This window comes from Aquimarina algicola (assembly GCF_006443095.1).
Classification (GTDB): domain Bacteria; phylum Bacteroidota; class Bacteroidia; order Flavobacteriales; family Flavobacteriaceae; genus Aquimarina; species Aquimarina algicola.
The window spans coordinates 96144-117813 of the sequence record NZ_VFWZ01000003.1; the positions used below are offsets into that span (position 1 = coordinate 96144).

A 21670-nucleotide genomic window follows, 5' to 3' on the forward strand; every position below is an offset into this window, starting at 1 on the left:
TTATTAAATCTTTTATGAAAAAACATCTCAAAACATTAATTATAATTTTTATAATACTTTTTTGTTCTACATCTTTTTCACAACGACACTATACGGTTAAAGCAATAAATGGTCTAATTATTAGAGTAAGCCCAACAAGTAATAGTAAACGACTAGGAAAATTACCTTATGGTTATCATTTTGAAGTGGATGAAATAAGTGTCGATAGATCAGATACAATTACTGATCAAGGTTATAAAATTATTGGAAATTGGGTTCCTGTAAAAAATGATACTATAAATGGATATGTTTTTGATGGTTTTACCAAAAGATCATACGACACAAACTATTATAGATTATACGGCCCTGTAAAATCTTTAAAAACCTACTACTACTATGCTGACAATAAAGAAAAAATAAAATATAATGAGCATGCTCATTTTAACAAACTTGGCAAAAAAACTCAGGTCTATGAATATGATAAAGGCTGGGAGCTCGATGAGGAATATATTTACAACAAAAAAAATCTATTAATTTCAAGATACCAATATAATACCCTATATAAATACAAATATGACAAAAAGGGCAACGAAATAGAAAGAATTCAATTTGATGAAGACAAAACACCTGAAACTAAGACTTCAAAAACTTATGATAAAAAAGGGAATAAAACGTCTTCTGAGTATTATAATTATAAAAAAAAGACAACCGACAAGTCTTATTACAGCTATAATAATGCAAATAAACGTACTAAAGCAACTCACAATTATAATGATGGAAAGTCAAAAGTTATGTATTTATATGAATATTTAAATGATACAATTTTAGCAAAAGAATATAGAATAGATTATGAAGAGAATAAAAAGCTAAATGGAGAAAGAATAATAACTGATTCTTTAGGATTCATTTCTGAAAAATATGTAGAATACAATCTTAAAGATAAACCCTTTAATAAAAGTAATGTATTCACCTCCGAAGAAAAAATGTTTGATCCAAAACACAAGTTAATAAAGAAAATCACCTATGCTTCTGCTGATAGTCAATTACCTTCTTTTTCGTTTTCTGGTGGTAGTGGAAGCTATAATGAAAGAACAGTTAAAGAGTACCAAAATGGTGAACTGACTTCAGTTAAGTTATACAAAGAAATATATTACAAACAAGAATATCAAGAATTATTAATAGAAGATATTAGCCGTAAACCAAATTATTCTAATGAAATATATCATACATACTATAGCGATTTTAAAGAAATAAGTAGAAACGAGTATTATTATGACTATAACAACAGGCTAATAAAGCATATTGAATATGATAATGATCTAAAAACGATCCAAACTACAAGAGAATTTAAATATATTTTTGACAAAAACGGAAATTGGACAGAAAAACAAATTTTCAGAAATGGTAGATTATATAAAATATACAAACAAGAGTTTGAATACTATTAAATCTTTGATTTTCAAAAAACCAAAAACTATCAAAAAACTTTATATTCATAAAAATTTACTATATTTTTATCTTTTACCTCCCCTATTTCGTCTACTCACCTTCACACCTTACCAATACACAGAAGTATAACAACAGATCGTATATAGAATAATACGTAATTTTAAGTTCATCAAAAATTCTGCTAGATTTGTAAATAGGCACATATGCAGTATAAAGGGTATAATGTGTTCTTAACTAATTTGTTAATGATCATTAGACAACAAAACTACAATAGTAAAATAATGAGATGAAAAACAAACATTATTCGATAATAGGTTTTCTTGCAGTTGGAATATTCTGGATAACATATTTTATCATGGCAAATCAAAGACCAAAATATAGTTATCTATCAAAAGCTATTAGTGAACTTGGCTCTGTTGATGCTCCGAATAAGTGGTATTGGAATATCGTAGGGTATATAATCCCAGGTATGCTAATTGCTATTTTTGGATTTGGGCTACACAAGAATTTAGCATCAAAAAACTCAAGTAAACTTCCCTTAATCGGAATAGTATTGAGCGGGTTATTTATGTCTTTTTCAGGAATATTCCCAGGTGATTTTGACAACAAAGAATCATTAACAATGCTTCTTCATACATTAGGGAGTTTTGGAAGCTATATTTTTTTTCTAATTGGAGCATTTACTTATCCCAAATTGATGAAAACATCGACGTATTGGAAAAAAGCCATTAAACCAACCTTGACGTTTACATGGTTAACCATCTTATTTGGGAGTTGGGCATTTATTTTTCCAAATATTCCTGCCGCTGGACAAAGAATAGTGTTCGCTTTCTACTTTATATGGGTATTATTTAATGCTTACAAGTTATATAAACGACCAAGAACAGAGATAAAAAACGAATCCTTACCAACACCCTAAAAAATGAAATCCATATACTCAAATATCATAATAGCTATGCCAAGATAATTTATACCTACAATAATAGTCATCGTTAAAACAGTCAATATGAAATACAATATCCTAATATTCATGATAATCAGCATGGTTTCTTGTAACAAAAGTCCAAAAGCTGATACTGCTTATACTACAGACTATTTTGAATTTAATATTAACTATTGGGTCAATCTTCATCATTTCCTATATCAAAGAGCAGATGGTAGTCAACAGAAAAAATTAGAAGAAGATGGCTTAACGTTTATAGAAATAGGCGAAACTAATGTCGAAGCACAACTATCTAAGAACGAAAAAGAAATCTTAAATCAGGCAATCAAATACTACAAAGACAGCCTAATTACAAAAAATCTTAGGCGAGATCTGAACCATCATAGAATCTGGTTGCAAGAAAAAAAAGAATTCAAAACAATAACTGACACTGCTTTTGGTGAGAAATTCACAGAAATACTCAATAAAGTCTCTCCTATCTATCAAAAGTACTTCTGGGAGATACATAAAGCACATAATACATCAACCTTAGAAAAACATATTGAGACTATAGATACAATAGAAGAAGAAGTTATTCATAAAATGGAAAGACTGTCTCTAAACCAATGGCCGGATACTACAAAAGTAAGAGTTGATATTACAACCTATGCCAATTGGGCGGGAGCTTACACGACTTCTAAACCCAAAATGAACATCGTCTTATCTACAACAGACCCGTCTAAGGTTACAAGCACTTTTGTAGAAACCATACTTCACGAAGGTTCGCACTTACTATATCTATATGGAGAAAGTAAGATAAGAGATGATTTTTATTATAAAAGTGAAGAGATGAAAATTGAATTTCCCAGAAACTTATGGCACGCAAGCATGTTCTATCTTTGTGGAAGAGCAACTATGGATGAACTATCCAAACTGGGGATCGATCATGAGATGGTAATGGATGTAAATAATATTTTCTCTAAGTATAATACTCCTCAATTTAGAGAAATCAACGAACAGTTCTACACTAATAGTATTGACGCAGACTCCTTGGTAATAGCCCTTTTGACAGAAATAAAAGAAAAAAACAACTAACCAATATGTGTTGTATATTAGCATATACCTCTCTCCCAAAAACAAAAATCACATATCAAAACCACTATAGAGGATGCAAAACACAACACTTATGAAACTTAGGATACTAACAATTGTATATGTATGCTGCTTTGGGCATTATTTTGCTTATGCACAAGATGGCAAAATCATAGAAAAGGAGAGAATGACGCTAAGCGAGACTACTATCGAAAAAATTCAAAAAGCAGATTCAGAATTGGCATTGGTCCTCAAAAAAATTGAATTCTATCGTATTACTTATTTATCTGACGATCTCAAAATCAAAGGGTTTATTGCCAAACCCCGTGGTACAGGAAATTTTCCTTGTATCATTTCTAATCGAGGGGGATCAGGAGAATTTGGCAAATGGAATGAAATAGGAGTTGGCTATTTTTTAGGAAAATTAGCAAGCTGGGGATATGTTGTAGTAGCGAGTCAATATCGTGGTAATGATGGCAGTGAGGGGCAAGATGAAATTGGTGGCAAGGATATAAATGATGTACTCAGTCTAGTCAATACCCTTACCGAAATAGATAATGCTGATACCACAAGAATAGGTATAGAAGGAGCAAGCCGAGGGGGTATGATGACATATCTCGCACTCAAAAAATCTTGTACATTCAAAGCTGCTTCAGTTCTTGCAGGTTCTGCAAATGCATTTACACACTTGATCAACAGGCCGGATTTTGAAGAAAATGTCTATGCAAAGTATATCCCCGATTATTACAATAACAAAGAAAAAGAACTTAAAGCAAGGTCTGCAGTCTTTTGGGCAGATCAAATGTGCAAAACAACCCCTATTCTTATCATGCATGGCAGTTCAGATTGGCGCGTCACCGCTTCAGAATCATTAGAACTGGTACAAGAGCTTTATAAACACAAACATCCTGTACGCTATATGTTATTTGAGGGAGCAGACCATCGATTAAGTGAATTTAGAAGTGATTTTTTTGCTCAAACAAAAAGTTTCTTTGACCATTACCTCAAAGAAGGGGATGAATTACCCAATATGGAGCTGCATGGAAGATAAAACCAGTTACAAGGATTTGTAGGTATATACACTAATCACAATACATTCTAAATACAATATGAGAGACATCATCAATACGTATATAAAAACCGAAGACAGTGCTGTTTTAAAAAAATTTAAATATCAAAAAAATAATCAATGGGACGATACATACTGGGATAGAAGTGAACTTATCTTTGAATTATATAACGATTTTGATAGCACTCACAAAGCATTGATCAAATGGCTTATCAACGAAGAAATGAAAGGAATAGAAATCGAACTCCCTACAGAAACGCTTCAAGTATGTGCCTATATGATCTATAAAATCATGGATATGAGTGATATTTATGATTTATTTAATATCAAATTTGGAGCAGGAACCGATCTACAATGTGCTATCGATACCGAATTGATATTTGGTCTTGATAAAGAACGAACCAAAAAATACCTAAAGGAAAATCCATCAGAAGAAAGTAATGAGATTTTAGATTGTATAAAACATTATGAAAGTTTCAAAACCGCTGTTTATAGAAGTAGAGAAGAATATATAACATACTTTGAAACGAGGCGAATCAATATGCTCAAAACAGATTTTGAAGACGTAAAAGATTATTTAAAAAAATAAACATTATACCATATACCATAGATAAAAAAAGAGTTTTTATTTTAAGCTATATTACTGAAAACTAGACATCTTAACAAACATTATGAAAAACACCTCTACAAGTATCATCATTTTTCTTTTTTTACTGATCATCATCTCTTGTACACAAAAAAAAGAATCACAAATTAAATTTAAAGACTTTGAAATCAATGTATCTAAAGATGAAGAACCTCCCTTAGTATTTGAGCTCGTTTCTAAAAATGGGACACAATACTTCATAGAAAATCAACCTAAAAAATGGAACGGAGTACCCCAAGATTCAGAAATCAAAATCAAAGTTTATGATTGGAAATTGTTTCCTCATAATAATATTGAATTTGAATATCCAAGAACGTATTCTTTTGAAGCTGATCTATCAAAAACTAATGATATATGGACACTATCCGGTAACGACTTTAAGATTATGGTGATACGGCCACTTATCGAGATGGATGTAAAAACATATGTTGATAAAATGGTAGAGCAATTCGGGCCATCAAACTGTACAACAAAAGAGATTTTCAAAAAATTAAATCATTCAGAATTGAACGGAATACAACTCTTGGTTAAGCTTTCCGGGGTTTACCTCGAACTCAATGTTATGGAGATAATTGACAATAGCGGAAACAAAAGCCTATTAGTATTTCAAGATTCTTTATCAGACGCCAAAAAGAACAGTAAAGAATCATCAAGCACGATGAAACGAATCGAACAAACATTTAAGGTAAATTAAATGTTGCATGATAGGTATAACAAAATATAAGAAAACTGCAAAAAACCAATGGAAATTGATCTTGAGCAAAGAAGAAAAATTATAAATCAATAATTTTGACGAATCAATAGTGTGTAATCATCTCATATATGAAAAAAACAATACCCTTATTTATACTATCATTCCTATTTATATACATCGCCTGCAAAAACAATACTCAAAATACAGATGCGTCTCTCGAGGTGAAAAAGGAGATTCCTGAAGAACACAAAGAAACCGCAGAAAACCTAATAGAGAATGACTACACTGCGCTTATACCCAAAGGATACGAATTAGAATACTCTGCTACAGGAGATCTTAATCTAGATACAGTTAATGATCTCGTATTGGTTGTACGCAAAAACGACTCTCCCTTGGTAGACAGAGAAGTAATGGTATTTCTAAAAGACGAAAATGAGTTCAATCTTGATGTGATCTCCAAAACAGTATTTCCTCAAAAATATCGATCCAGAGAAGATGATATTACAAATTATGATCAAGAAGAGATTGCAATAGAAAATGGAGTACTATCGATAAAGTTGTATGGTGTAGGCCCACAGAGTAACAATTTCAGTCGTTATAAATATATTAAAGAGACACTCATGCTCATTGATATAGAATGTTATGCCATGGGAGCAGGCAGTCATGAGCGTATACAATACGAGGTTTTAGAAGGAAACATAAAAGTAGAAACCACAAATACTATGGAAGATGATATGCCTACCGAAGTCAAAACTGTACAGATAGATGGTATTGGCTACGCTTTTGACATTTGTGATACAGAAGAACTTATTTCATATGCCTACACCCGTATATCGAACAGAAACAAATTTACGGTAGTTGCAAAAAATGGTTTATTGATTAGAGAAAGCCCAGACGTTAATAGCAATCGCATCGGGAAACTCCCTTTTAATACTGATATAGAAGTTTTAGAAAAAACAAACGTCCTTTTCACTTTTGAAGATGAAGAAGGCTATACTACTACAGAAGGACATTGGGTAAAGATTGCTGTCGATAATCTCAACACATCCCATCAATACGGTTATATATTCGATGGTTTTTTAACCCCCTATGAACAGCCTACCATTTTTAGAGGCTGGCAAAATGCTGATTATATCTACATCAATATCTCTAAAAACGCTATAGATTATCAACTTCATGGGCAATGCCAATACACCTATCCGACAAAAGTGATAAGTGAAAATGAAATTGAACTTATCTGGGCTTATGATGCTGATTGTGTTTTTGACAGTCAATTAGATAATGATTTTGGCTTACAAAAACACCCCATCAAAGGGGAACCTTTTGCCAAATATACTCTGGAAGGCAGAATATTAAAAGTGACTTACTATTATCCCGAATGGGTAAAAACCTATACCGAAAAAGTCAATAAAGATACCTTTACCAACCAATATACGGAACGGTATTACTAAACTGCAGTAGAACAAAACTAGTAGGTGCAGGATAAATATAGTTCCTAAGATTTTGAAAACAAACCTTAAAGAAAAAAATACTAAACATGGGTTAAAGAGACTCAAGATTACCTATACGCATGTTTTCCCTATGTAATATGGCACGCTGGCATGGGGTGCGTGCGGGTCACCTTTATCTACGTAACATATAATAGATACTATGCGAAGACTTATCAGATAATATCTAATCAAATTTGTTAAAGTTTTTTAAATTCACAACAGGTTAATAGAACAAAAATCAATACTTTACGCCCAAACATCAATCAAATCATAATACCAATAAAAAAATACAAGTACATGAACAACCGGGTAAATTACTTTATACTTATCATACTATTGGTAGTCGCTTGCAAACAGCGTCAAAATCCTAAAGAAAACAACCTAAATACAGTTGATACAACTTCAGTAAAAACAAATAAAGAAAAAAACACTGCTGATATCAACGATTCTGAAGCAATACAGGCAATAAAAAAGTTCTATGCCTCTTTCTATTTTACAGATAATATCGAGTTCGACGACAACACACTATCTAATTTTATATCCAAAAGGTTACTTAATTATATGAATGCATTGAGAACAGAGGATAATTATATCTTAGATTATGACCCCTTTATAAAAGCACAAGATTTTAATGGTGAAGTCATTAAAAAAACATTTAAGGTTGAGGCATCACCCGATAAAATAAACGAATTCAAAGTACATTTTAATGTATTTCAACTTGAAAATGAACCTTCTACAGAAATTATTCTGCACGTAATAAAGAATGAAAATACGTATATGATAGATGCTATTAATAATGATAGTATGCTAAATCTTGATGAGCTTGAAAAGCATGAAGCAGAACTAACAAAATATATTGATGAAGCATCAGAAGAAAGTATTGTTTGCAATAAAGATATAAGTCAATTTATCACATTTTTGTCGATCGACCTCCTTGATGATAAGTACAAAAAATCATACCCCTCTATCCCGATAATATTAAAAAATGATAGTTGCAATTTTTCTGTAGAACGATATCCTGACCAGCTTCATTTTAAAGTAATTCCAAATGCAATAGATACGATTATAGTGCTCAAAGCGAGAGATATAGAGAATGAAGCATGCTATCAATGTTTAGAAATTACTAAAATTGAAACACTACAGGGAAATAAAAATTTATACTACGATATAAGTCAAAATAATAATGTAATCATACAGAAAGGTTCAATAGAAGATATTTTGGAGAAAAGAAATTTATCCTTTTCAGATCTAGACTTAGATAATAGCTACCAGACTTATGAAAATATGATAGGAAGTACTGATCTTCCAGAAATATTACAGCCAAGCTATATTTTTAATTCAGATCCAAGTTGGAAAGAGAATATAAGTATCAAAGACATTCATAAAAAAATACATTCGAGTAAATCGATTGATACTACACTGCAATCACTACAAAAAGAATATAGTGAATACATTGCTAATCACGAGCATGTATCTTTTGACAACTTATTGTCAGAAGAACAAAATGGTTATTTTCACTCTGGTGGATTTACAGTAGAAAAGGATTATTATATCAATATCGAAACGATTAATATCATCTTCATTTCTCAAAAAAATAAAATGTATACTGTCGAATGGATTAATGATTGGGAAGAATTAATTAGAGTAGATTATCAACCGCCTTTTGATGATAATGAAGTAGAAGCCGTAAATGAAACATATCAAATTAATAAATGGGATAATAACTCAAAGATAAATTTGTTTCATCCAGACATGAGTTTTGGAAAATATTTGATAGTCTATGAAATAAAGCTTAAACAAAGAGATGTCTATATACAATCCCCTATTGAAATAATTACATATAAAAAACCTTAAAAAACATAAACTATAATTGTGTTAGAGAAAAATCGCATCGCGGCGTCTATTGTAAAGTTTTGCTTTTATAAGTATGATGACCTTAATTCTGATTGCTGCAATTTCTAACCCTATGCAGTATCATATACTTCTTAAAAAGTTAAAAAAAACAACCTATAACCCCTTCAATCAATCTGATCAAAAGACCAAATTGTTAAAATTGTAGTATATTGTGCTAAAATTAACAAAAAATAGTAACCATCTATAAATCAAACAAATGCTCCAAAATAAGTTTGAAATCAAAACGAATATTTTATATTCTCATATGATTTATAGAACAATCCTTGGCATTGTTATATTATTTCTATTGTTTGCTTGCAAGCAAAAACAAGATGGGGAAAAATCCCCGGTTCTTACTCATGATACAACACACATCTGGAAATTAGACACTGTTACTATAACAGACGCAACCATAGTCACCGCACAAAATGGCCTTGTTATACGAGAGCAACCCGACTTATCCGGAAAAAAGATCGGTAAACTCGACTATCTCTCTACTGTACAAACTGGTAAAACCACAGATACTGCTTTAGAAATCAAAGACGAAGGAAAAACAATAAAAGGACATTGGGTAGAGGTTTTAGAAAATAATGCTGTAAAGGGATATGCATTTGATGGTTTTTTGGCTTCGAGAGCATCATTTTTTTCGCAAAAGAAAAATAGTAGTTTTAGAACAGCACAAGTATCTATTGCGACAGAGTTAATGCCTACCCGACCTGCCTTAGATGTGTTTAGGCTTAAAACCAAAAAAGAAACCTATTTTATTCCTGAAGATTCCAAAAAACTACAATTAATTTATTCAAACAATAATAATCTTATACAAGCTGTACAAGATGCTTATGATACACACCGCCCGTTGATCCTCTCTCCTGATATTATTTGGTTATCGATCACACAAGGGTTTTCTATTCATATCAATCAGAATTTTAAAACGCTTGAAAGTAAAATCTTTAAAAAAGATAAACCTTCAAAAATAGAATTTAGAATAGACGAACTTGATCAAGGCGCAGCACAATGGGCAAAACTAGTATCATTACTATCAAAAGATACCCAAAAATACACCCATGACAATTTGTATCAAATTATGGTACCCAAGTTTTCGACCACTACTCCTCTGCATACAACAGCGTATCAGGTTACATTACTCGAGGGGTTTGAACAAGCTTTTCAATACGTTGCCGAATCCGGATGCGGAATCCCCTATATAACTATAGAAGGAACTCCTGAAGACTGGAAAAAAATCTATGAAAACACTCAAAAACTTAAAGGATATGGTGTAGACGATTGGCTTGATAGCCTAGAACCTGTTTTACAACAATTTTATAAAGCATCACTTGGACATATCGATCAACCCTTTTGGAAAGACATCTACAAAAATGCATCAGAGTATGCTGCTTTTTATATCTCGGGGTGGATTATCAAATTTTTTCCTTATCTCAAAGCCACAGGAGAAGCAACCGGCGAGTATGACAATGAAAAGGGAAGTAAAGTCAAAGAGATTTATATCAAAAATCCGTATTATAAAAATACCGATTACCTGATGTCTACCCTATCAACAGATGATTTTCCATCGGGTCTTGCAGAAATTTCTATACAATGGAACAATCGCTTTAATAACTCACAAACAGACATACAAGTATTTGCAGGATTTATGGGGATTCAGCAATTTAAAGACAAATCTCTAAAACCATACATCTCTTATGCCATATGCAAAAAAGAAGCAAATCAGGTTACTATACAAGAAGGAGATTTTGTAGAGAATACAGCTCATGAATGTGACAAATACTGGATACCCTATCCAATAGAGTCAAAATCCATAAAGCAAGCGGCAATTTATAATCACAAAAAATATAAAGATACTGCGGCAAGCTATGCAGATGTAAAATCATATTTAAAAGAACAACTCAAACTACCTAAAAAAAAGCTGAGTTTTATTGTATTAACCAATGGAAAGGTTACTAATGTAACACTGGATGAGGCACAAGACATACTATCTGATAAAGTACAAAATCTGCTCAACCAGATGCCATCGACATGGTTACCTGCTCTGGCTCCTATACAGGTAATTGACAAAGAATTTGAGCCTCACATTGATGATGAGCAACTCATGAAAGTAAATAGTTATGTAAGAATACAACTATAACACGCTATGACGATTCAAAAATACATTACCTTATTATCAGTGATCATCATACTTGTTTCTTGTAAGCAAAATCAAAAAAAACCTGTACCTGTAACCGATAATGATATTGTAGAAGAAAAGGAAATAATAGAAAAGAACAAGACTCCGATACGTTCTAAAACAGATACTTTGTATTATGTCTATGCAAATGGATTAACTTTTAGAGAACAACCTTCATTAACGGCCAAAAAAATTAGTACGCTAAAATATCTGGAGCCTGTATATCTCCTTAAAAACCATCCTGATAAGCAAGAAACTATATCTGATGAAGGTAATACGATTATCGGTAATTGGGTATATGTCCGGTTATTGAATGGAAAAAAAGGATATCTATTCAATGGTTTTTTAAGAACCGTAAATGAGTTGGATAGTCTACCTCCCAAAGGAATGTTAGCAGAAGAATTATTAATTAACGGAAAGCTAAACATAAAAAGCACTAAAGAAGAATTTATAAATGTTTTAGGCAAACCAGACTCTATTAAATCCTTTATCGTAGTCGAAGATGATGACCTAGTAGGAGAAAAAAATGAATATTATTATGAAGACATCTACTATATCGAAGAAAATGTTGCTGAGTATTTTGGTACCGAAGAAGGTGATCTGATGTGGTATGACAGCCCAGAAACACAGCTATTCTACAAAAATGGTGTTGCATACGAAGAATTGAATAATGAAATCAGCTTCTTATCTATAAATTTTATGTCTGATGAAAATAATTTTCTGGACTATGATGGTTTCAGGATCGACAGTCAAACTACAAAGCAAGAAATTATCACTATTTTTCCGATTACAACAAAAGAGAACAAATGGTGTTACGAAAACAAAGAAGAATTTTGCTCTTTCGATTTCGGATTTATGCGAACTAAAGATACTGGTAGTGAGATCAGTTGGAATTTATCATTTACCAATCAAAAAGCAACAACATTCAGTTTCTATTATTACGATTAGAATTTGTAATACATCTTATAGTTTTGTACATATATTACAATCTGTGCATTTAATAATACCCAAAATAATCAATCATTCAAATAAAGAAAGAACTCTAAAAATGATCTTTTAGAGTTCTTCTTAAACTACCTAAAAAGCTAAACGTTTTATTTTATTTAATAATAAAACGTCTGGTTACCACCGCTTCTTCTGCTGTAATTCTAGCAAAATAAGTTCCTGATGGTAATGCGCTTACATCTACTTGAGATGTATTATCTTTTTTCCCTGCAACGTATACTTTCTGACCAAACATAGAGAAAATTTCTAATTGCTGTACAGGGATTTTCTCTACAGAAATATTGAGTGTTCCTCTTGTCACCGGATTTGGAGATAACACAAAACGACTATCGTCTTTAGTAATATCTGCCAAATCGTATGTATCTAATTTTACTGCAGTATTTTCTACACAAAAATCTGTGCTTTCTGAATCAGTAAAGTCTCCTCCTGATAAAATTTCGCCAGCACTGCTCGATACTGTGTACGATCCATTACCAAACTCACAACAAATTCCATCGCCAAACGCGTCATTAATTGTAAACGTATAACTACCTGTAGCCAAACCACTAATAGTCTCGGTAACCGTAGAACCATCAGGATTAGACGCACTATAGCTCTCTGATGCTACAATTGTACCTGCTGCGTCTGTTAATGTCCAAGATGTTTCTTCAGGATAGTTATCAAAAGTGATACTTACAGTTATATCTCCTGTTGCACAATTTGATCCTCCTGAGCCTGAGCCTGTAGATAATTCAATCTTATCAATAGCGGCATCTGCTTGCCATGTAGATCCAGTAACACGAACAAATCTTAATTGTAATCCAGAACCAATATAATCTGCCAGATCTACTGTTGCAGTTTGCCATGAGTTACCTTGATTTCCGGTTCTGCTCCAAATACTTGTCCAGGTCACCCCCTCATCATTAGTAGCTTCTAATGCTAATGAACCAAAATCGGTACCTCCAAACATATGATATCTAAATGAGAATACCGCTGACCCTGCATCATTAAGATCAAAACAAGGAGAATTGAGTGTAGCTCTTTTTTGTGGAAACCCTGTACCATTGCCAGAGGCTTCTACAAACAAATATGAAACTCCATCATCTGCCGAAGAAGGCCCTGTATTTCGAGATGGAGTTCCACCTGAGTTTTGCAACCAATCTAAATCGTCTGTAGCATCTTGAGTCCATGCCCCAATGCCTGATTCAAAGCTTTCTGCATATGGCAATAATAGTCCATCTACACAACCGGGTCCCGTAGTGCTCTCTAGAGTTGTAACACTGATACTATTACTAGCAGGAGATTCATTATTTGATGCATCTTTGGCAACAACAAAGAACTCATAAGTTGTTAGAGGTGTCAATCGATTTGCAACATAAACGGTATCTGTTACTGTCTCTAATAATGTTGCATCTCTATAGACATCATAACTGGTAACACCAATATTATCGGTAGCACTATTCCATTGCAAGGTGATTTGTCGAGCAGTGGTATCGATTGCGGTAAGGTTTGTAGGTGCAGTAGGCGCCTCATTATCTATAATCTCTGGTTCTAATTTGAAAGCTACTACATAATTTTTTCTAATACTATTTGTACCAAAATACTCTCCTGTATACCAAAAAGTCATATCATCCAGAGGGTCTATTGTCATTTGTCCATAATCTCCATATCTAAAAGAACCTGATGGATTATTACCATTTACCGATACTTGTTCTGCGGCTGTCATAGTACCAAGTGGATCACTTGCAAGTCTACCGGTATAGCGTAATGAAGGAAAAACTGAAGTGCTTACCACAGTATATCCTAACCCGATATTACCTTGAGCGTCCATTGCCATACTACCACAAAAAGCACTAAGTCCATCTGGCTGTGCATATGTTCCTTCTTGATAGATCGTCCATGGCTGACCATCGGCAGTTTGTCTGAGTTCATACCAACGAATGCCTGCCAAACTATCTGTACCGTCTAAATCTACAGCAAAATTAAGTACAATAGAATTGTGCGTACCAAAACGTCTATAATGAGTCATGTACATCATAGTTGCCTGTAGTGCATCGATATCTGGTCCTGATGGTTGTTCCAGATTTGAAAAAGATCCATTATCAAATACACTATCAAAAGGTGCTGTCGTGATTTCTTGTGGCTGCGAAATCGTTGAGTTTGCAGGATTTACCCAATCTACATCTGTTGTCCATACTTTGATATGATCTTGATTAACACCAGCCCAGCTATCATCTTGTAAATAAAGTATTGAATGTCCTACTCCTACAGGAGGTAAGTTGATTCCTGTAGCATTTGATCCTCCTGGACTATAAAAACCATTGGTTTCTGCTCCTGGTAAAGGAAATCCTATCATTTGTGCATTTGGGTCTCCTACAAGCATCAAATCTCTTTCTAATGCAAATACTACATCATTAACATCGGGAGAGTTTTGGTCTTTATTGGCTGTAATATAATATCCATCACTCCATATAGAGAGTTTTTCATAATCAGGAAATGTATCAGTATCAAAACGGTAAGAGAACCATCCATCATTTATAGGATCTGGTCCTTGAGAAACTGCGATCAAAAATCCTTTTTCAGGCTCAGAAGGAGATGAACCAAAAAACTGCATGATCACAAAACGATCTGCAAAGTTATCATATACTACTATAGGATCTCCATCAGAGTTGTCACTTTCGTTAGGAAATAATGTAGCCAAAGAAGCTTCTGGTAGTAACACATTACCATTTCTATCTCGGATTCCGAATCCAGTATTAAATGCGTATACATAATGATTAGGCCCTATCGCTCCTGTAGGATCCGTAGGAGTACTAAATCCTTCAAAAGTGTCAAAAGATGCAACCTGTGTCGAGATAGCCGCTTTTGTGGATTTTTGTTGTACTTGCGCTAAAGGGTCTGATTGTCCAGCCGCAGGAAGCCCCTTACCAGGAACAAAAGTGTTCTTACCTCTGCGCTTTTCGCTACCATTTTTGATGATTCCTTTTGCAGAAATAATATTATCCATCTTAGATAATGCAGGAATATTTCTTACATAAGAAGCCTTGCTGTGCGAGCTAGCTTTCATAGGTGATTTTTGAGCAAAAAGCCCAAAACTACACAACATAAAGAGTGTGCAATAAAAGAGTGAAATTTTCATATGTGTGAAATTTGGTTAATTTAATTACTGGGCTACATACCAATTTTCACATAAGTTTTTTTCTTGCATTTTCTTAAAAAAACAAGAATTAGGTTAAGGGTTTGGGTAAGAACTATTTCAACATATGACTGGAATAAATATAAAGCATTTCGCCACAAAACAAAAAATAAAACCATATAAAATCCTTAAAAACAAATAATTACGGTATAACCTTACAGTAATTAAGGAATTCGCTTTTGCAATATTGTTGCATTTGTGTATCCGCAATGAATTTTGAAAAATAAAGTATTTTATCCTTAAAGCATTAAAAACAAACATAAGATGCTACATTAACCTTAACCTCATAAAAAAGCAATCTTTTACACTTTAAAAAAACCCTTCATCTCTATGATAAAGGGTTCCCTAACAAACACTACGGAAAACGGTAGTTTTCCTAAACAATCGAAATTGTCATCAACAACTAAAATAAAGGCGATCGGATTTTTTCCAGTACGAATTAAAATTGTATTAAGCGGTCATATCATATCTGAGACGACTGCGTATTCTACTAAGTGAAGGTGGTTTTATTCCTAAATAAGAAGCGATATAATATTGCGGAATTGTTTTATATATATTTGGATGTTCTTTTACAAAGTATTTATATCGCTCCTCTGCTGTATACAACAAAAATGAAGAAGACTTATACCTCGAAGCACATATTGTTTTTTCTAGAATAGTCCTAAAAATTTTATTGAACAAAAGGTTATGGTTAATAGAGGTATATAATAGATGTAGATGCGTTTTATATACTCTTGAAAAAGTTAGCGCTTCTACATTTATTTGAGTTGTTTTATTCTCTAAATAAGCGCTAATATCCATAACAAAGCAAGGAGCCTCGAAAAACATTGTTGTAATTTCTTCTCCTTTACTATTGATCTCAAAACTTCGTAATATGCCTTCTGCCAAAAATGCAATTGGATGTGTAAAAGTCCCTTTTTTGATAAGATATTGCTTTTTGTGTAGTTCTTCGTGATGAAAAAGCGTTAAAAAATCATTCTTAACGCTTTTATCTAATGATGAATCGTCAGAAATAAGTGATTCTAAAACCATTTTATCTTTTTCCGACATGTAATTCTTTGATTTTAATATGTACATCGCAAGCCTTATTTTATGTGTTATATTTCTATAAGCACAATTGTAGCATAACGTGACATTTTAAAATTAAATAGTTTGCTCGATAGTCGAAACTCGAATATATTTTGGAATTGCTTACTCTAAAGTATTTTACTTTTTATTGTGTCTCCTAATTCTTATCAGTACTCTGTATTACATTATATCTACACGAAAGGATTAAAGTTCAATTCTCAAACCAAGAGAAATATTATTTTGTTCTATTTCTGCATCTTCGAAAATAGGAGAAAGATCGTATTTTGCATATAGTGAGAGATCACCACAACCTATATAGCCGCTTATACCATAAACGATATCACTGGTATTATAATCTCTTTTGATTTTATCTTTAATTCGCTCACCATTTTCTCTGTATTTTAATTTTTGGCGTGTACTCAAATTAAATCCTGCATACCCCCCAATACCAAAAATAAACTTGTATTCTGTAGAGTATCGTATGCTTTGCGCTGTTTCGGTTAATTCTGATGGCCCAAACTCAAAATGTACCGGGATAACAAGATTATCCATTCTAAATTTTGATTTGCTAAGTTCAACTCTGAACTCTTCTAAGCGTACTTGATTATTACTTTCTACAAAGTATCTATTTCCTTCTGGTTTTAATCCATTGTTTGTGTAGGACAATCCGTATTTTAACCTTAAGAAATTGGTATTTTTAAAGACTCTTGTCTTCCATACCCAACCAATTTCAAAAAACCGACTTCCTGCTCCTTTATAGTCAAGATCATCAAAGCCTTTATCTTCTGAAATAGCATTATTAAAACCTGTTGCGATCACAAGGTGAGAAGTTGTGCGACGATCATATTTTATTTCTTTTTCCTTATCGGGATTAATCTTTATCCCAAATAAAATATCGTTGCTATTCTTACTTTTAGCTCCGACACCTATCCATACTTCTGGATCTTCTTCTTGATCGGATTCAATACCGTTTCTTTGTATTAATGCGATTTGATTATCTATAATTGCTATTTTGTTTTCAATATTTAAAGCGTGGGTTTTTGCTGCATTTTCTTTTTGTCTTTGCGCTTCTTCTATTGTAATTTCTTTATTAATCAATTGATCATTGATCTTCTCAACTTTTTGTTTTAGTGCTTCTTTTTCTTGTAAAACGATCTGCTCTTTTTGTTGCTCTAGTAGTTCTAATTCGCTGTTTATTTCTCTCTCTTGCGCATTTGTTAATTGAACAAGAAATGACATGACTACAATTGTAGCTAGTGTAACTATGGTCTTCATGTAATTTGATTTTTGACACTTTGTGGGGATGCCTAAAGAGTAAGTAAGCATCTATAGTATTACATTACTTTTTAGAACTCCCACACAAAACTGATTGATGAATATTGTCTAATGATTTCTTTCTACGATAGTTGTTTTAACTTTTTGAAAACCTGTTTTTAGCGCTTCAAAAACACGTTTTTTAAATGTTTCATCCAACTCCCCTTCTATTTCTTCTAGAAGTGCGGTAGCATTTACTTTTGCATAATCTGATTGAAATATTTTTTCTTGAGCTATTTCTCTTTGTGCTTTATATAATAATTGATCAATTTCTTCGTCTGATACAGATCTGTTATTTTTTTCTAATTCTGCTACTTTGGCAATTACCTCTTCAACTTTGTTATGTATAATAGAGTCATGTATAGGTACTATATCATTTGGTGTTACCAAAATCTCTTTATTTTCTTTTAAAATTGTATTTGCTATTGTAGTATTAGAATTGCGAGTATTCTTATCTTCTACTTGTACCATAGAGGATGTTTGATTCTCTTTTTTCTGTCTTGTAGCTTCTACAGTTTTTGCTACACTAGTAGTTATATCATACTTTTTTTCAACAATAAGAGTATCGTTTTTAACCAATTGTTTGTTAGTATCTCGATTTTCTATACTTTTTTCATTGGTATTTTTTATTATTGATGTATCCTGAACCACGAATTTTGTAGAGGTATTATTGGGTGATGAGGTATTGGTTCTAAAAAGCATGGTAGTCGTTAATATTCCAATAAATATAGCTGCGACAGCCAACCACCATTTCTTTTGATTGTTCTTTTTCTGAAGTTGCGTATTATCTATCCGCAATGCCAAACGTTCCCACGAATTAGAAGAAGGCTCTATAGTATGCCCTTCTAATTTTTCTCTCATTCTATCTTCAAACTTTAATGGCGCCATTGTGCATTCTATTTTGGTAACTTAATTTTTGCTGTAACATCTTTCTTGCTTTAAAAAGTTGTGATTTTGATGTACTTTCAGAAATCTGTAACATATCTGCAATTTCAATATGTTTATAGCCTTCTATAGCATACAATACAAAAACCATTTTGTATCCTGGAGGCAAACTATCTATCAACTCTTGAATTTGTTCTACTTCTAATATCGAATTAATGTTGTTCCAGGATTCTTCATTATAATTTGTGATTTCTTCTGTAAACAGCGTATGCTTCTCTTTTCTTAAAAATGATATCGATTCATTAATCATAATCCTTCGTATCCAGCCTTCAAAACTTCCTTCTGATTTAAAAGTATTGAGATTTGTAAATACTTTTAAAAAACCAGTCAGCATAACTTCTTCTGCACAGTTGGTATCGCGGATATATCGTCTACATACTGCCAGCATTTTGGGAGCATATAGATTGTATAGCTCTTGTTGCGCATCTCTGCGCTGCTTCTTTGCTCTTTTAATTAGCTGTACTTCGTTTTTATAGAATTGAATGACTTTCAATTTTAATATGAATTGATTTATTCTTCTATATGCATAGACGCATATAAAAATGAAAAGGTTGCCCGATACTTAAAAAATAGTGATTTTTTTTGACTATGGTTATTTTTTGCGGTCTATTACATAGGTCACCATGAGCTCTAAAGAAGATTTATAATCAGAATCAGGATATTCTGAAAGAATAGTCAAAGCTTCTTCTTTGAATTGATGCATTACTGTTATTGCATATTCTAGTCCCCCATTCTCTTTTACAAACTTGATAACTTCTTTGACTCTTTTTTTGTTCTTATTATGATTTTTGACAGAATTGATCAACCATTTTTTTCTTTCTTTAGAACAATGATTCAATGTATAAATCAAAGGAAGTGTCATTTTTTGCTCTTTGATATCTATACCCGTAGGCTTTCCTATAGCAGTATCACCATAATCAAAAAGATCATCTTTAATTTGAAAAGCCATACCGATTAACTCGCCAAATTTTTTCATTTTTTGAACATGATCAGTCTCTGGGGCAACAGAACAAGCTCCTAAACCACAACATGCTGCAATAAGAGTAGCTGTTTTTTGACGAATGATATCATAGTACACTTCTTCTGTTATATCTAGATTTCTAGCTTTTTCTATTTGAAGTAGTTCTCCCTCGCTCATCTCACGAACGGCTACCGAAATAATTTTAAGTAAGTCAAAATCTCCATAATCGATAGAAAGCAATAGCCCTTTTGATAGTAAATAATCTCCAACTAGTACTGCTATTTTATTTTTCCATAGTGCATTGATAGAGAAAAAACCTCTTCTTTGATTAGAATCATCTACTACATCATCATGAACAAGAGTTGCAGTATGTATCAACTCTATAACCGACGCACCTCGGTATGTCCTATTATTTATTTCTCCTCCAGAGACCATTTTTGCCACGAGAAACACAAACATTGGTCTCATTTGTTTTCCTTTTCTGTTGACAATATAGTGGGTGATTCTGTTGAGCAGAGCAACTTTTGAAGACATCGACTCTGAGAACTTTTGTTCAAAAAGTTCCATTTCTTCAATAATAGGCAGTTTTATTTGCTCTACGACTTTCAACTATGTATTCTTGGATGCTATTAATTATTCGGTGCTAAGATAATGTAAATAGTTTTTCTGTTACAATACTATAGTGTTATATATGTTAATATTAACGATAAATATAGATTTGTTGAGTAAAATCAAAGTGTTTTATTAAGATTTATTTGCTAATTGACCACACGCAGCATCAATATCTTTGCCCCTACTTCTCCTTACATTAACAACAAAACCTTTGGATTCTAAAGCATGAATATACTTATCAATAGCAGAACCAGATGCTTGCTGAAACATCCCATCGTCTATAGGGTTATATTCTATTAGATTTACCTTGCAAGGTACATAGGTACAAAACTTAAGAAGAGCATCTATATCTTTTTGTTGATCATTAATCCCTTTCCAAACCACATATTCGTATGTAATTCTACTTTTAGTTTTTTGATACCAATAGATTAGTGCTTCTTTGAGGTCTTCGAGTGAAAATGTTTGATTAAATGGCATTATAGAAGTTCTAACTTCTTCTATTGCTGAGTGTAGTGATACCGCTAATTTAAATTTAACTTGATCATCTGCCATTTTTTTAATCATTTTTGGCACTCCGGATGTAGAAAGTGTGATACGTTTGGGAGACATTCCTAATCCTTCTGGTGAGGTAATTTTATCAATGGCTTTGAGCACATTATTATAATTCATCAAAGGTTCTCCCATTCCCATAAATACAATATTAGACAAGGGACGACTATGATATAATTTGCTTTCTCTGTCTATCGCAACAACTTGATCATAAATTTCATCTGGATTAAGATTCCTCATCCTTTTTAAGCGGGCAGTAGCACAAAACTTACAATCTAAACTACACCCTACCTGAGAGGAAACACAGGCTGTGGTTCTTGTTGGTGTAGGAATTAGTACTGATTCTACAACTAGGCCATCGTGTAATCTTACAGCATTTTTGATCGTCCCGTCTGTACTACGTTGCATTTGGTCCACTCTGATATGGTTGATCACAAAGTGTTCTTCTAGCATCAGTCGGGTGTCTTTAGAAATATTGGTCATATCTGAAAAATTATGGGCTCCTTTATTCCATAACCATTCATAAACCTGATTACCTCTAAAAGCTTTATCTCCTTGTTCTTCAAAAAAAATTCTTAATTGATCTTTGGATAAAGCTCGTATGTCTTTTTTCTTTACACTCATT

At 32.7% G+C, this 21670-nt stretch carries 17 protein-coding genes; 10 read left to right on the top strand and 7 right to left on the bottom strand.

Features of this window, described 5'->3' with window-relative positions:
* Window positions 1-14: 14 nt before the first annotated feature.
* The 10 genes from FHK87_RS11285 (at window position 15) to FHK87_RS11330 (ending at window position 12364) form a co-directional block, all read left to right on the top strand.
* Window positions 15-1427 (top strand): SH3 domain-containing protein, encoded by a 1413-nt coding sequence (locus FHK87_RS11285; protein WP_140592842.1) that lies wholly within the window; start codon window positions 15-17, stop codon window positions 1425-1427.
* A gap of 287 nt (window positions 1428-1714) precedes the next feature.
* The gene (locus FHK87_RS11290; protein WP_140592845.1) at window positions 1715-2347 is read left to right on the top strand and encodes a DUF998 domain-containing protein; all 633 of its coding nucleotides are present in this window, start codon (window positions 1715-1717) and stop codon (window positions 2345-2347) included.
* An 87-nt stretch (window positions 2348-2434) separates the two neighbouring features.
* Window positions 2435-3445 carry a hypothetical protein gene (locus FHK87_RS11295; RefSeq protein WP_140592847.1) on the top strand — a complete coding sequence of 337 codons (1011 nt, stop codon included), beginning with the start codon at window positions 2435-2437 and terminating at the stop codon, window positions 3443-3445.
* A 91-nt stretch (window positions 3446-3536) separates the two neighbouring features.
* Entirely contained in the window at window positions 3537-4493 is a 957-nt protein-coding gene (locus FHK87_RS11300; protein WP_226294208.1) for an alpha/beta hydrolase family protein, read from the top strand.
* Window positions 4494-4551: 58 nt separating this feature from the next.
* A complete protein-coding gene (locus FHK87_RS11305) occupies window positions 4552-5100 on the top strand; it encodes a hypothetical protein (RefSeq protein WP_140592852.1) in 549 nt (182 codons plus the stop codon).
* 82 nt (window positions 5101-5182) lie between these two features.
* Window positions 5183-5851, top strand: coding sequence for a hypothetical protein (locus FHK87_RS11310; RefSeq protein WP_140592855.1), 669 nt, complete (start codon window positions 5183-5185; stop codon window positions 5849-5851).
* Window positions 5852-5979: 128 nt separating this feature from the next.
* Window positions 5980-7302, top strand: a complete 1323-nt coding sequence (locus FHK87_RS11315) for an SH3 domain-containing protein (RefSeq protein ID WP_140592859.1) — start codon at window positions 5980-5982, stop codon at window positions 7300-7302.
* A 336-nt stretch (window positions 7303-7638) separates the two neighbouring features.
* Window positions 7639-9195: a DUF3828 domain-containing protein gene (locus FHK87_RS11320; protein ID WP_140592862.1), complete on the top strand. Its 1557-nt coding sequence runs from the start codon at window positions 7639-7641 to the stop codon at window positions 9193-9195.
* Between the two features lie 256 nt (window positions 9196-9451).
* A complete protein-coding gene (locus FHK87_RS11325; protein WP_140592864.1) occupies window positions 9452-11377 on the top strand; it encodes a DUF4419 domain-containing protein in 1926 nt (641 codons plus the stop codon).
* A 6-nt stretch (window positions 11378-11383) separates the two neighbouring features.
* The gene (locus tag FHK87_RS11330; protein WP_140592867.1) at window positions 11384-12364 is read left to right on the top strand and encodes an SH3 domain-containing protein; all 981 of its coding nucleotides are present in this window, start codon (window positions 11384-11386) and stop codon (window positions 12362-12364) included.
* Between the two features lie 151 nt (window positions 12365-12515).
* On the opposite strand, the gene FHK87_RS11335 is transcribed toward FHK87_RS11330, so the two are convergent.
* The 7 genes from FHK87_RS11335 to rlmN form a co-directional block, all read right to left on the bottom strand.
* A complete protein-coding gene (locus FHK87_RS11335) occupies window positions 12516-15539 on the bottom strand; it encodes a T9SS type A sorting domain-containing protein (RefSeq protein ID WP_226294209.1) in 3024 nt (1007 codons plus the stop codon).
* 507 nt (window positions 15540-16046) lie between these two features.
* Entirely contained in the window at window positions 16047-16646 is a 600-nt protein-coding gene (locus FHK87_RS11340; RefSeq protein ID WP_140592869.1) for a Crp/Fnr family transcriptional regulator, read from the bottom strand.
* Window positions 16647-16868: 222 nt separating this feature from the next.
* The gene (locus tag FHK87_RS11345; protein ID WP_140592872.1) at window positions 16869-17939 is read right to left on the bottom strand and encodes a porin family protein; all 1071 of its coding nucleotides are present in this window, start codon (window positions 17937-17939) and stop codon (window positions 16869-16871) included.
* Between the two features lie 108 nt (window positions 17940-18047).
* Window positions 18048-18866: a hypothetical protein gene (locus FHK87_RS11350; protein WP_140592874.1), complete on the bottom strand. Its 819-nt coding sequence runs from the start codon at window positions 18864-18866 to the stop codon at window positions 18048-18050.
* Entirely contained in the window at window positions 18847-19416 is a 570-nt protein-coding gene (locus tag FHK87_RS11355; protein WP_140592877.1) for an RNA polymerase sigma factor, read from the bottom strand. Before FHK87_RS11355 ends, FHK87_RS11350 begins: the two co-directional genes overlap by 20 nt.
* Window positions 19417-19515: 99 nt before the next feature.
* Entirely contained in the window at window positions 19516-20493 is a 978-nt protein-coding gene (locus FHK87_RS11360) for a polyprenyl synthetase family protein (protein ID WP_140592880.1), read from the bottom strand.
* 135 nt (window positions 20494-20628) lie between these two features.
* Window positions 20629-21669, bottom strand: a complete 1041-nt coding sequence (rlmN, locus tag FHK87_RS11365; RefSeq protein WP_140592883.1) for a 23S rRNA (adenine(2503)-C(2))-methyltransferase RlmN — start codon at window positions 21667-21669, stop codon at window positions 20629-20631.
* Window position 21670 lies beyond the last annotated feature (1 nt).

Coding starts and splice junctions, on each gene's coding strand:
- FHK87_RS11300 (WP_226294208.1), top strand. CDS start 3,537: ATGAAACTTAGGATACTAACAATTGTATATGTATGCTGCTTTGGGCAT.
- FHK87_RS11310 (WP_140592855.1), top strand. CDS start 5,183: ATGAAAAACACCTCTACAAGTATCATCATTTTTCTTTTTTTACTGATC.
- FHK87_RS11335 (WP_226294209.1), bottom strand. CDS start 15,539: ATGAAAATTTCACTCTTTTATTGCACACTCTTTATGTTGTGTAGTTTT.
- FHK87_RS11290 (WP_140592845.1), top strand. CDS start 1,715: ATGAAAAACAAACATTATTCGATAATAGGTTTTCTTGCAGTTGGAATA.
- FHK87_RS11345 (WP_140592872.1), bottom strand. CDS start 17,939: ATGAAGACCATAGTTACACTAGCTACAATTGTAGTCATGTCATTTCTT.
- FHK87_RS11325 (WP_140592864.1), top strand. CDS start 9,452: ATGCTCCAAAATAAGTTTGAAATCAAAACGAATATTTTATATTCTCAT.
- FHK87_RS11340 (WP_140592869.1), bottom strand. CDS start 16,646: ATGTCGGAAAAAGATAAAATGGTTTTAGAATCACTTATTTCTGACGAT.
- FHK87_RS11295 (WP_140592847.1), top strand. CDS start 2,435: ATGAAATACAATATCCTAATATTCATGATAATCAGCATGGTTTCTTGT.
- FHK87_RS11350 (WP_140592874.1), bottom strand. CDS start 18,866: ATGGCGCCATTAAAGTTTGAAGATAGAATGAGAGAAAAATTAGAAGGG.
- FHK87_RS11320 (WP_140592862.1), top strand. CDS start 7,639: ATGAACAACCGGGTAAATTACTTTATACTTATCATACTATTGGTAGTC.
- FHK87_RS11285 (WP_140592842.1), top strand. CDS start 15: ATGAAAAAACATCTCAAAACATTAATTATAATTTTTATAATACTTTTT.
- FHK87_RS11315 (WP_140592859.1), top strand. CDS start 5,980: ATGAAAAAAACAATACCCTTATTTATACTATCATTCCTATTTATATAC.
- FHK87_RS11330 (WP_140592867.1), top strand. CDS start 11,384: ATGACGATTCAAAAATACATTACCTTATTATCAGTGATCATCATACTT.
- rlmN (WP_140592883.1), bottom strand. CDS start 21,669: ATGAGTGTAAAGAAAAAAGACATACGAGCTTTATCCAAAGATCAATTA.
- FHK87_RS11305 (WP_140592852.1), top strand. CDS start 4,552: ATGAGAGACATCATCAATACGTATATAAAAACCGAAGACAGTGCTGTT.